Genomic DNA, 12,313 nt, shown 5'->3' with positions numbered 1-12,313 from the left:
GCCCGGCATCGCCAGGAACTGGTTCACCGACTGGGCCACGTTGCGGGACTCGCCGGGCGCGCTTTGGTTGTGGCTGAAGGCCTGCGCCGCGGCCATGAGCAGCTGGGTGGCCTGCCCGGGGTTGGTGGCGGCTTGCTGAATGATCGGGCTCAGCTGCGACAGCGCGGGCAGGCCCGGGAGTTCTTGAGTCGAATTCGGTTGCGGTGTCGCCGGGTCGGCTGCCGCGCTCGGGCAGAACCCGAACGCGGCAGCCGATGCCGTCACGACAGCGGCCAATCCTTTGGACAGATTCCAAGTGGTCGCCACGGTGTGTCCTCCGGTCAGTAGGGGGTTGGCGTTGCTGTCTGGCTAATTACTCAGGGCAGCCCTGCGAGCAGCGGGGCAACCGGGTTGGCCCCGGTGGCCGGCGCGGCCGGCGCCGCCGGAGCGGCCGGCGCCGCGGGAGCGCCGGCGAGCGCCGGCAGGTCCTGCGGCAGGGTCATCTGCGCGGGCAGGTTGACCGGCATGTTGGGCAGGAACGCCGGCATGTCGACCTTCGCCTGCGGAATCTGCGGGGTCGGCGGGGTGGCGGGGGCGGCCGGCGTCGACAGCCCCGGGATGGCCGGCAGTCCGGGAATGGACGACGTGGCCGGGGCGGCGGGCGCCGCGGGTGCCGGCTGCGTCAGGCCGGGGATCAGCCCCTGCAGGCCCTGCGCCGCCGACGGGGCGGAAGGCGTCGGTGCCTGCGCCAGTCCGGGGATCGACGGGATCGCCGCGTTGGTCGCCGGTGACGGCGCGGCGGCCGACGGGACACCCGGGAAGGTGATGCCCGGGGCGGCCGGCGCGGCCGGCGGGGTCGCGCCGAGCGCGGTGGCGAGGTTCTGCAGGATTTGGGGCGCGTTGGCCGCCGAACTGATCAGCTGCTGCGGAATGTTCGGGATCGGCGGAGCCGGCACGGGGTCGGCGTGGGCGATACCGCCCGTGAGTAGGGCTGCGGACGAACCGACTACGACGGCGGCTGCACGCAAGTAAGTCCAGATGGTTGGCATGACTCTCCCTGGTTGTGGATTACGGGGTCCAGCGCCGAAGTTACGTTGATACTGGTGGGACTCAAGTGACACGTGTGGCATTTATTTGATCGTTATTGATACGAGTGACGGCGGTGACCGAACGCCCGCCGACCAGGCCGTTGGGCGCGACGGCGTCCGCTCGGGCCGCCGCGATCGCTAAAGTCGGCTCATCGACACCACCTCGGCCGCCCCGGCGGCATCGGATCGCCGGCGGTTCGCGAGTCTGCTGCGGGCGGCCGCACCGGCCCTGCTGCTCGCCAGCGTCACCGCGCGGCTCGCCTGGACCTACCTGGCGCCGCACGGCGCCAACTTCGTCGACCTGCACGTCTACCTCGGCGGGGCCGCGGCCATCGACCACCCCGGCACGCTGTACAGCTACGTCTACGCCGACCAGACGCCGGACTTCCCGCTGCCGTTCACCTATCCGCCCTTCGCCGCGGTCGTGTTCTACCCGCTGAGCCTGTTGCCGTTCGGCCTGGTCGCCCTCGCGTGGCAGATCGCGACCATGGCCGCGTTGTACGGCGCGATCCGGATCAGCCAGCGCCTGATCGGCGTGGCGCCCGGCGCCGACGGTCGCCGCCTGGCCATGGCGTGGACGGCGATCACCATCTGGATCGAGCCGCTGCGCAGCACCTTCGACTACGGGCAGGTCAACGTGTTGCTGATGCTCTTGGTGCTGTGGGCGGTGTTGACGACGCGGTGGTGGCTGTCGGGGCTGCTGGTCGGCGTGGCGGCCGGCATCAAGCTGACGCCCGCGATCTCGGGCGTCTACCTGGTCGGGGTGCGGCGGTGGGCCGCGGCGGCCTTCTCCGCCGTGGTCTTCCTCGCCACCGTCGGCGTGTCGGCGATCGTGGTCGGCGATCAGACCGCCTACTACTTCACGAAGCTGCTGGGCGATGCGCAACGAGTGGGGCCCGTCGCCACCTCCTTCAACCAGTCCTGGCGCGGCGGCATCTCCCGGATCCTGGGTCACGACGCCGGCTTCGGCCCGCCGGTGTTGATCGCCATCGGCGCGACCGCGGTGGCGGCCGTGCTGGCCTGGCGGGCGCTGGACCCGGCCGACCGGCTGGGCAAGTTACTGGTGGTCGAGCTGTTCGGGCTGCTGCTGTCGCCGATCTCCTGGACCCACCACTGGGTGTGGCTGGTGCCGCTGATGATCTGGGCGATTCACGGGCCACCCCGCGAGCGCCCCGGCGCGCGGATCGTGGGCTGGGGCTGGCTGGCGCTCACCATCGTCGGCGTGCCGTGGCTGCTGAGCTTCGCGCAGCCGACCATCTGGCAGATCAGCCGGCCCTGGTACCTGGCCTGGGCCGGCCTCGTCTACATCGTGGCGGCCGTGGCGACCTTGGTCTGGATCGCCGCCACCGGCGCGCGCCGCACCGGCGAGATGGCCGGCGCCGAGTCCAAGGACTAGCCGCCGACGATCCCGTCGATGTCGTGCGCCATGGCGACGTCCTTCTCGGTGATGCCGCCCTCGGAATGCGTCACCAGGGCGAAAGTCACCGTTCGCCAACGAATATCGATATCCGGGTGATGATCCTTGCTCTCCGCGTGCTCGCCCACCCGGCGCACCGCGTCGATGCCGGCGAGAAAGCTCGGAAACTTGATCGACCGGCGCAGCGCACCGTCGGCGCGCTCCCATCCGTTGAGATCGGGCAGTGCGGCGTCCACCTGCTCATCCGTTAACACAGCCATATTTCGACCGTATACCGTCTGGCCATGCCGACCCAGATCGTCGTCGCGGGCGCGGTCATCCGCCGCGCCACGGTGCTGGTGGCGCAACGCCTCCGGCCGCCCGAGCTGGCCGGCCGCTGGGAACTGCCCGGCGGTAAGGTCGCACCGGGTGAAACGGAGCGGGATGCGCTGGCCCGCGAGCTGGCCGAGGAGCTGGGCCTCGAGGTCGGCGACGTCGAGGTGGGGGGCCGGCTGGGCGACGACATCGCGCTGGAGGGCATGACCCTGCGGGCGTACCGCGTGGGATTGCTCAGCGGAGAGCCGCATGCGCGTGACCATGGGGCGGTGCGCTGGGTGACCGCGGACGAGCTGCCCGATGTCGACTGGGTGCCCGCCGACCGCGGCTGGGTCGCTGACCTGGTGCGGGCGCTGTCCGCAGCGGCCTCATAACAAGCCCACAGCTGTTCCGCAGCCGACGCCCAGCCTCGTAGAAGGTCGCGAGGGTGAACTTGAGATATAAACCCAACGTGTACTTGTAAGAACTACTTGACCTGGAAGCGTGTACCGGAAGCGATCCCACGTCTGTACGGCGCGGTGACAGGGTCCCGGCCGGATGTCTCTAAGTCGCTAAAACCCATGTTGACCAATCGATTTCGATATCGGGCCGCCCGTCGCGGAGGTGTTAGGCGCGTCCTACGCGCCCCGCGCCGGTGCGCGATCGTTCCCCAGGCCAAAGGCCGTCGGCCATGGTTCGTGCCGGCCGATGAATCGATGGGCCGATGCCCGGTACGACGCACCCGGGCCGAAACGCCGGCCGGCCCGGCACGCGCGGCGCTACGGAGTGGAAGGGATACCTGTTGACTGTCACACCACACGTCGGTGGAGCGCTCGAGGAGTTGCTGGAGCGCAGCGGGCGGTTCTTCACCCCCGGTGAATTCTCGGCCGACCTGCGCACCGTGACGCGCAAGGGCGGCCGCGAGGCCGACGTGTTCTACCGCGACAGGTGGAGCCACGACAAGGTGGTGCGCTCCACCCACGGGGTCAACTGCACCGGTTCCTGCTCCTGGAAGATCTACGTCAAGGACGGGATCATCACCTGGGAGACCCAGCAGACCGACTATCCCTCGGTGGGCCCGGACCGGCCGGAATACGAGCCGCGCGGGTGTCCCCGCGGCGCGTCGTTCTCCTGGTACAGCTACTCGCCCACCCGGGTGCGCTACCCCTACGCGCGGGGCGTGCTGGTCGAGATGTACCGGGAAGCCAAGGCGCGACTGGGCGATCCGGTATTGGCCTGGGCCGACATTCAGGCCGACCCCGAGCGCCGTCGCCGCTATCAGCGCGCCCGTGGCAAAGGGGGACTGGTCCGGGTCACCTGGGCCGAGGCCACCGAGTTGATCGCCGCCGCCCACGTGCACACCATCAAGACCTACGGGCCCGACCGCGTCGCGGGATTTTCGCCCATCCCGGCGATGTCGATGGTGTCCTACGCGGCCGGGTCGCGGTTCTTCGAGCTGATCGGCGCCCCCATGACGTCGTTTTATGACTGGTACGCCGACCTTCCGGTCGCGTCGCCGCAGGTGTTCGGCGATCAGACCGACGTGCCCGAGTCCGGCGACTGGTGGGACGCAGCGTATTTGATGATGTGGGGCTCCAACGTCCCGATCACCCGGACCCCCGACGCGCACTGGATGGCCGAGGCGCGCTACCGCGGCACCAAGGTGGTGACCGTCAGCCCCGACTACGCCGACAACACCAAGTTCGCCGACGAGTGGATGCCGTGCGCCGCCGGCACCGACGGGGCGCTGGCGATGGCGATGGGCCACGTCATTCTGACGGAATGTTATGTGCGGAAAGAGGTTCCGTTCTTCACCGACTTCGCGCGCCGCTACACCGATCTGCCGTTCCTGATCAAGCTGGAATCCCGCGGCGACATGCTGGTGCCGGGAAAGAACCTCACGGCGGCGGACCTGGGCAGGGGCGTCGAGAACGCGGCGCTCAAACCGGCGGTGCTGGACGAGGCCACCGATTCGGTGGTGGTGCCCCACGGCTCGCTGGGATTCCGCTACGGCGAGGACGGTGTCGGCAAGTGGAACCTCGACCTCGGCGGCCTGATGCCGGCGCTCAGCGTGCGAAACGCGCACGGCGACACCGCGCTGGTGCACCTGGCCAGCTTCGACACGCTCAACGGTGAAGGCGCCACGGTGGCGCGCGGCGTCCCGGTGCGCCGCGTCGGCAAGCACCTGGTGTGCACCGTTTTCGACCTGATGCTGGCCCAGTACGGGGTGGCCCGACCGGGATTGCCCGGCGACTGGCCCACCGGTTACGACGACCCGACCCAGCAGAACACCCCCGCCTGGCAGGAGGGAATCACCGGTGTCTCGGCCGCGCAGGCCATCCGCGTCGCCAAGGAATTCGCCCGCAGCGCAGAGGAATCCGGCGGCCGGTCGATGATCATCATGGGCAGCGGGATCTGTCAGTGGTTTCACGGTGACGCCATCTACCGGGCGGTGCTCGCGCTGCTGATGCTCACCGGCTCGATGGGGCGCAACGGCGGGGGCTGGGCCCATTACGTCGGACAGGAAAAGGTGCGTCCGCTCACCGGTTTTCAGACCATGGCGATGGCCACGGACTGGGTGCGTCCGCCGCGGCAGGTGCCGGGAGCCTCCTATTGGTACGCGCATACCGACCAGTGGCGCTACGACGGTTACGCGGCCGACAAGTTGGCCAGCCCGCTTGGCCGCGGCCGGTTCGCGGGCAAGCACACGATGGACCTGCTGGCCTCCGCGACGGCGATGGGCTGGAGCCCGTTCTATCCGCAGTTCGACCGCTCCAGCCTGGACGTCGCCGACGAGGCGCGCGCCGCCGGTCGCGACGTCGCCGACTACGTCGCCGAGCAGCTCCGCGACCGCAAACTCAAGCTGTCCGTCACCGATCCCGACAACCCGGTCAACTGGCCCCGGGTGCTTACGGTGTGGCGGGCCAACCTGATCGGATCGTCGGGCAAGGGCGGCGAATACTTCCTGCGTCACCTGCTGGGCACCGATTCCAACGTGCAGGCCGAGCCGCCGGCCGACGGGATATCGCCCGTCGACGTGGTGTGCGAGGGGGACATCCCCGAGGGCAAGCTCGACCTGATGATGTCGATCGACTTCCGGATGACCTCGACGACGCTGGTCTCGGACGTCGTGCTGCCCGCGGCGACGTGGTACGAAAAGGCCGACATCTCCAGCACGGACATGCACCCCTACGTGCACGCGTTCAGCGCGGCGACCGATCCGCCGTGGGAAACCCGTTCGGACTTCGACGCTTTCGGCGCGATCGCGCGCGCCTTCAGCGCGCTGGCCAAGCGGCACCTGGGCACCCGGGGCGACGTGGTCCTCACCGCGCTGCAGCACGACACCCCCGACGCGATGGCCTATCCCGACGGCACGGAGGAGGACTGGTTGCACACCGGCGCGACGCCGGTGCCCGGACGCAGCATGGCCCGGCTCACCGTGGTGGAACGCGATTACGGCGCCGTCTACGACAAGTGGCAGACCCTGGGACCGCTCGTCGAGACCTTCGGGGTGACCACCAAGGGCATCACGGTGCATCCGTTCCGGGAGGTCGAGGAGTTGTCCGCCAAGTTCGGCGTGATGAATTCCGGTGCGGGAGCGGGCCGCCCGGCCATCACCACCGCGGCGCGGATGGCCGACGTGCTGCTGCTGTTGTCCGGCACGACCAATGGCCGGCTCGCCGTCGAGGGCTTCCGCGAGCTGGAAAAGCGGACGGGTCAGCGGCTCGCGCATCTGGCCGAGGGCAGTGAGGAGCGCCGCATCTGCTACGCCGACACGCAGGCGCGTCCGGTGCCGGTGATCACCAGCCCGGAATGGTCGGGCAGCGAAACCGGCGGGCGCCGCTACGCGCCGTTCACCATCAACATCGAAAACCTCAAGCCGTTCCACACGCTGACCGGCCGAATGCATTTCTACCTGGCCCACGACTGGGTCGAGGAACTCGGCGAGCACCTGCCGGTGTTCCGCCCGCCGCTCGACATGACGCGGCTGTTCGGCCAGCCCGAGCTCGGCCCCACCCCGGACGGGATCGGGCTCACCGTGCGGTATTTGACCCCGCACTCGAAGTGGTCCTTCCACTCCACCTACCAGGACAACCTGTACATGCTCTCGTTGTCCCGCGGCGGACCGACGATGTGGATGAGCCCCGGCGACGCGGCCAAACTTGAAGTGCGGGACAATGATTGGGTCGAAGCGGTCAACGCCAACGGCATCTACGTCTGCCGCGCCATCGTCAGCCACCGCATGCCCGACGGCGTGGTGTTCGTCTACCACGTGCAGGAGCGCACGGTCGACACGCCCCGCACCGAAACCAACAACAAGCGCGGTGGCAACCACAACGCGCTGACCCGCGTCCGCATCAAGCCCAGCCACCTCGCCGGGGGCTACGGCCAGCACGCGTTCGCCTTCAACTACATGGGGCCGACCGGCAACCAGCGTGACGAGGTCACCGTGGTACGTCGCCGCAGCCAGGAGGTGACGTACTGACATGAAACGTCCGAGCGAAGCTTGCGGAGCGAGACAATGAAAGTAATGGCGCAACTGGCGATGGTGATGAACCTCGACAAGTGCATCGGCTGCCACACCTGCTCGGTCACCTGCAAGCAGGCATGGACCAACCGGTCCGGCACCGAATACGTGTGGTTCAACAACGTCGAAACCCGTCCGGGACAGGGCTATCCGCGCACCTACGAGGATCAGGAGCGGTGGCGGGGCGGCTGGATACGCGACAAGAAGGGGCGGCTGCGGTTGCGTGACGGCGGCCGCATCCAGAAGCTGTTGCGCATCTTCGCCAACCCCAGGCTGCCGGTCATCGACGACTACTACGAGCCATGGACCTACGACTACGAGAACCTGACCACCGCACCCGCGGGCGACACGTTCCCCACGGCCGCACCGAAGAGCCAGATCAGCGGCGAACCGATGAAGATCTCCTGGGGGCCGAACTGGGACGACAACCTGGGTGGCTCGCCGGAGATCCTGGCCGGCGACCCGATCCTGAAGAAGGTCAGCGAGGACGTCAAGCTCGCGCTCGAAGAGACCTTCATGTTCTACCTGCCCCGGATCTGCGAGCACTGTCTCAACCCCTCCTGCGTGGCGTCGTGCCCGTCGGGCGCGATGTACAAGCGCAGCGAAGACGGCATCGTGCTGGTCGACCAGGACCGCTGCCGCGGCTGGCGGATGTGCGTCTCCGGATGTCCTTACAAGAAGGTCTATTTCAACCACAAGACCGGCAAGGCCGAGAAGTGCACCCTGTGCTATCCGCGGATGGAGGTCGGGTTGCCCACCATCTGCTCGGAGACGTGCGTGGGGCGGCTGCGGTATCTGGGCCTGGTGCTCTACGACGTCGACCGGGTGCTTCAGGCGGCGTCGGTGGAGAACGAGACCGACCTATACGAGGCGCAGCGCCGAATCCTGTTGGACCCGAACGACCCCGAGGTGATCGCGGCCGCACGCGCCGAGGGCATCTCGGACGAGTGGATCGAGGCCGCCCAGCGCTCGCCGGTCTACGCGCTGATCAACGACTACCGGGTGGCCCTGCCGCTGCACCCCGAATACCGCACCATGCCGATGGTTTGGTACATCCCGCCGCTGTCCCCGGTGGTCGACGCGGTCAGCCGTGACGGCCACGACGGTGAGGAGCTGGGCAACCTGTTCGGTGCGCTGGACGCGCTGCGCATTCCGATGCAGTACCTGGCCGAGCTGTTCACCGCCGGGGACACCGCCGTGGTGGAGGGCGTGCTGCGGCGGCTGGCGGCGATGCGTTCCTACATGCGCGACATCAACCTCGGCCGCGAAACCCAGCCGCACATACCGCATTCGGTCGGCATGACCGAGAAACAGATCTACGAGATGTACCGGCTGCTGGCCATCGCGAAATACGAAGACCGGTATGTCATTCCGACGGCGTTCAGCCCGCAGGCCCGCGACCTCGAGCAGATGGGCTGCTCGCTGACCGGTGACGGGGGCCCGGGGATGTACGAGTCGGGTGAGCCGGTGCCCGTCGCCGTGGAGACGTTCCATGCGCTCAAGCACCCCGGCGGGGAGGCGGCCGCCAACGGGCGGCCGCGGGTGAACCTGCTGAACTGGGACGGGCGCCAGGTGCCCGCAGGCATGTTTCCCGACGGGCGGCAGCAATGAGGCTGCTGGCCGGGCGCCGCGGGCGCGCCGACATCCTGCAGGACCGACTCGTCTGGCAGGCGGCGTCGCTGCTGCTGGCCTACCCGGACGACGACCTGCCGGGGCGCCTGGACACCGTCGACGAGTTGCTCGGCCACATCACCGGGCCCGCGGCGGCGCTGCTCGGGCAGACGCTCGCCGCGCTGCGGGCCCGCGAGCCGATGGCCGCTGCGATGGATTACGTGGCGACCTTCGACATGCGGCGCCACTGCACCATGTACTTGACGTACTGGACCGCCGGGGACACCCGCAACCGTGGCCGCGAGATGGTCGAGTTCGCCACCGCCTACCGCGAAGCGGGCGTGCGGCCGCCGCGCGCCGAGGCGCCCGACCACCTTCCGGTCGTGCTCGAATTCGCCGCCACCGTGGACCCCGCGGCGGGGCGCCGGCTGCTGAGCGAGCACCGCGTTCCGATCGACGTGTTGCGGGGCGCCCTCGCCGGCGCGGAGTCGCCGTACGAGCCGACCGTGGCGGCGGTGTGCGCGACGCTGCCGGCCGCGACCGACTCCGACGTGCGCCGCGCTGAGCGCCTGGCGAAAGCCGGTCCGCCCGCGGAAGCCGTTGGGCTGCAACCCTTTAACTTGACGGTGCCGCCCCGACGCGAAGGAGCGCCAGGTGTTTGACAGCGTACTGTTCTGGGACATCTCGCCCTACGTCACGTTGTCGGTCTTGATCGTCGGCACCTGGTGGCGGTACCGCTACGACAAGTTCGGCTGGACCTCGCGCTCCTCGCAGATCTACGAGTCGAAGTTGTTGCGGGTGGCCAGCCCGATGTTCCACTTCGGCATCCTGGCGGTCTTCGCCGGACACGTGATGGGCCTGTTCATCCCGCCGCGGGTGACGCAGATGCTGAAGATGAGCGACCATGCCTACCACCTGCAGGCCGTGATCGCCGGGTCATTGGCCGGCTTCGCCACGTTGGCCGGAATCGGGCTGTTGATCTACCGGCGGTTCACCCGGCCCGCGGTGACCATGGCCACCACCCGCAGCGACAAGGTGATGTACGTGGTGCTGGTGCTGGCCATCGTGGTGGGCCTGTACTGCGACCTGATCGGCACCGGCCCGCACGGCGGCGAGTTCCACTACCGCTACACGGTCGGCATGTGGTTCCGCCGGATCTGGCTGTTCCAGCCGCACGGTGAGGTGATGATCAACGCCCCGCTGGACTACCAGCTGCACGCCCTGATCGGCATGGTGCTGTTCACGCTGTTGCCGTTCACCCGGCTGGTGCACATCTTCAGCGCGCCGATCGCCTACCTGTTCCGGCCCTACATCGTCTACCGCAGCCGCGACGAGGTGACCAAGGGCGAATTGGTCGGCACGGCCCCGCGCCGGCGGGGCTGGTAGGTGTTCGGGCACCCAGCAATGCGTGTGCGTCCTGGGCTTTCCGTGTGCGTCCAGGGCGGCGACACGCCGTGCCGGGCCGCCCTGGACGCACAACGGGCGACCGGCGGGGCGCACCTGCCAGTTCGCCTTTGACCGCCTCGCGCTGCCACAATCACCGACGTGCCATTCCGTAACGTCGCCATCGTCGCCCACGTCGACCACGGCAAAACGACCCTGGTGGACGCGATGCTGCGGCAGTCGGGCGCCCTGACCCACCGCGGCGACGACACCCAGGAACGCATCATGGACAGCGGTGACCTGGAGAAGGAAAAGGGCATCACCATCCTGGCCAAGAACACCGCGGTGCACCGCCGCAACCCGGACGGGACCGTCACGGTCATCAACGTGATCGACACCCCCGGGCACGCCGACTTCGGTGGTGAGGTGGAGCGCGGCCTGTCCATGGTCGACGGTGTCCTGCTGCTGGTCGACGCGTCGGAGGGGCCGCTGCCGCAGACGCGGTTCGTGCTGCGCAAGGCGCTGGCGGCGCACCTCCCGGTGATCCTCGTCGTCAACAAGACCGACCGGCCCGACGCCCGCATCGCCGAGGTCGTCGACGCCAGCCACGACCTGCTGCTGGACGTCGCGTCCGACCTGGACGACGAAGCCGCCAAGGCCGCCGAGCACGCGCTGGGCCTGCCGACGCTCTACGCCTCCGGCCGCGCGGGCATCGCAAGCACCACCCAGCCGGCCGACGGCGAGGTGCCCGCCGGCGACAACCTGGACCCGCTGTTCGACGTCCTGATGGAGCACATCCCGCCGCCGTCGGGGGACCCCGAGGCGCCGCTGCAGGCGCTGGTCACCAACCTCGACGCGTCCGCCTTCCTCGGCCGGCTCGCCCTCATCCGCATCTACAACGGCAAGCTGCGCAAGGGCCAGCAGGTCGCCTGGATGCGGGAGGTCGACGGCCTGCCCGTGATCACCAGCGCCAAGATCACCGAGCTGCTCGCCACCGAGGGCGTCGAGCGCAGCCCCACCGACGAGGCGATCGCCGGTGACATCGTCGCGGTCGCCGGGCTGCCCGAGATCATGATCGGCGACACCCTGGCCGATCCCGATCACGCCCACGCGCTGCCGCGCATCACCGTCGACGAACCGGCGATCTCGGTGACAATCGGCACCAATACCTCGCCCCTGGCGGGCAAGGTGTCGGGCCACAAGCTGACCGCGCGGATGGTCCGCAACCGCCTGGACACCGAGCTGGTCGGCAACGTGTCGATCCGGGTGGTGGACATCGGCCGGCCGGACGCCTGGGAGGTGCAGGGCCGCGGCGAGCTCGCCCTGGCCGTGCTGGTCGAACAAATGCGACGGGAAGGCTTCGAGCTGACCGTGGGCAAGCCGCAGGTGGTGACGAAGACGATCGACGGCAAGCTGCACGAGCCGTTCGAGGCGATGACGATCGACTGCCCCGAGGAATTCGTCGGCGCCATCACCCAGTTGATGGCCGCCCGCAAGGGCCGCATGGAGGAAATGGCCAACCACGCGGCCGGCTGGGTCCGGATGGACTTCGTCGTGCCCAGCCGCGGCCTGATCGGCTTCCGCACCGACTTCCTCACCATCACCCGCGGCACCGGCATCGCCAACGCGGTGTTCGACGGCTACCGGCCGTGGGCGGGGGAGATCCGGGCCCGCCACACCGGCTCGCTGGTGTCCGATCGGTCCGGAGTCATCACGCCGTTCGCGATGATCCAGCTCGCCGACCGCGGGCAGTTCTTCGTCGAGCCGGGCCAGGACACCTACGAGGGCATGGTCGTCGGAATCAACCCGCGCGCAGAGGATCTCGACATCAACGTCACCAGGGAGAAGAAGCTCACCAACATGCGCTCGTCGACCGCGGACGTGATCGAGACCCTGGCCAAGCCGCTCGAGCTCGACCTGGAGCAGGCCATGGAGTTCTGCGCGCAGGACGAATGCGTCGAGGTGACTCCGGAGATCGTCCGGGTCCGCAAGGTCGAACTGGACGCCACGACC

Annotated in this window: 9 protein-coding genes and 1 pseudogene; 7 read left to right on the top strand and 3 right to left on the bottom strand. The window is 68.9% G+C overall.

All coding sequences use genetic code 11. The annotated features are described in order from the left end of the window. A pseudogene (locus A9X03_RS11695) lies at positions 1 to 324 on the bottom strand (hypothetical protein); the annotation flags it as partial. 32 nt (positions 325 to 356) lie between these two features. After that, positions 357 to 1,028: a hypothetical protein gene (locus tag A9X03_RS11690; RefSeq protein ID WP_067755823.1), complete on the bottom strand. Its 672-nt coding sequence runs from the start codon at positions 1,026 to 1,028 to the stop codon at positions 357 to 359. Positions 1,029 to 1,218: 190 nt separating this feature from the next. Here A9X03_RS11690 and A9X03_RS11685 point away from each other — a divergent pair, with 190 nt between their 5' ends. Continuing rightward, positions 1,219 to 2,463: a mannosyltransferase gene (locus A9X03_RS11685; RefSeq protein WP_067755820.1), complete on the top strand. Its 1,245-nt coding sequence runs from the start codon at positions 1,219 to 1,221 to the stop codon at positions 2,461 to 2,463. Here the strand turns inward: A9X03_RS11685 and A9X03_RS11680 are convergent. Continuing rightward, positions 2,460 to 2,744 (bottom strand): 4a-hydroxytetrahydrobiopterin dehydratase, encoded by a 285-nt coding sequence (locus A9X03_RS11680; RefSeq protein WP_067755816.1) that lies wholly within the window; start codon positions 2,742 to 2,744, stop codon positions 2,460 to 2,462. The genes A9X03_RS11685 and A9X03_RS11680 overlap by 4 nt on opposite strands. 24 nt (positions 2,745 to 2,768) lie before the next feature. On the opposite strand from A9X03_RS11680, the gene A9X03_RS11675 reads away from it, so the two are divergent. From A9X03_RS11675 to typA, 6 genes are all read left to right on the top strand, one after another. Then, positions 2,769 to 3,173, top strand: a complete 405-nt coding sequence (locus A9X03_RS11675; RefSeq protein ID WP_067755813.1) for a (deoxy)nucleoside triphosphate pyrophosphohydrolase — start codon at positions 2,769 to 2,771, stop codon at positions 3,171 to 3,173. A gap of 407 nt (positions 3,174 to 3,580) precedes the next feature. After that, complete coding sequence (locus A9X03_RS11670; RefSeq protein ID WP_067755970.1) at positions 3,581 to 7,264, top strand: nitrate reductase subunit alpha; 3,684 nt, start codon at positions 3,581 to 3,583, stop codon at positions 7,262 to 7,264. 36 nt (positions 7,265 to 7,300) lie between these two features. After that, on the top strand, positions 7,301 to 8,917 hold the full coding sequence (gene narH, locus A9X03_RS11665; RefSeq protein WP_067755810.1) for a nitrate reductase subunit beta: 1,617 nt from the start codon (positions 7,301 to 7,303) through the stop codon (positions 8,915 to 8,917). Then, complete coding sequence (gene narJ / locus A9X03_RS11660) at positions 8,914 to 9,579, top strand: nitrate reductase molybdenum cofactor assembly chaperone (RefSeq protein WP_067755807.1); 666 nt, start codon at positions 8,914 to 8,916, stop codon at positions 9,577 to 9,579. Before narH ends, narJ begins: the two co-directional genes overlap by 4 nt. Continuing rightward, a complete protein-coding gene (narI, locus tag A9X03_RS11655) occupies positions 9,572 to 10,303 on the top strand; it encodes a respiratory nitrate reductase subunit gamma (RefSeq protein ID WP_067755804.1) in 732 nt (243 codons plus the stop codon). Before narJ ends, narI begins: the two co-directional genes overlap by 8 nt. 159 nt (positions 10,304 to 10,462) lie before the next feature. Beyond that, positions 10,463 to 12,313 (top strand): translational GTPase TypA (gene typA / locus A9X03_RS11650; RefSeq protein ID WP_067782508.1); only part of this gene is annotated, 1,851 nt, incomplete at its 3' end.

The organism is Mycobacterium sp. E1715, assembly GCF_001667625.1.
Lineage (GTDB): Bacteria > Actinomycetota > Actinomycetes > Mycobacteriales > Mycobacteriaceae > Mycobacterium.
Note: the sequence above shows the minus strand (reverse complement) of the source record. Positions and strands in the feature narration are given on the sequence as shown.

Coding starts and splice junctions, on each gene's coding strand:
- A9X03_RS11690 (WP_067755823.1), bottom strand. CDS start 1,028: ATGCCAACCATCTGGACTTACTTGCGTGCAGCCGCCGTCGTAGTCGGT.
- A9X03_RS11680 (WP_067755816.1), bottom strand. CDS start 2,744: ATGGCTGTGTTAACGGATGAGCAGGTGGACGCCGCACTGCCCGATCTC.
- A9X03_RS11675 (WP_067755813.1), top strand. CDS start 2,769: ATGCCGACCCAGATCGTCGTCGCGGGCGCGGTCATCCGCCGCGCCACG.
- narH (WP_067755810.1), top strand. CDS start 7,301: ATGAAAGTAATGGCGCAACTGGCGATGGTGATGAACCTCGACAAGTGC.
- narJ (WP_067755807.1), top strand. CDS start 8,914: ATGAGGCTGCTGGCCGGGCGCCGCGGGCGCGCCGACATCCTGCAGGAC.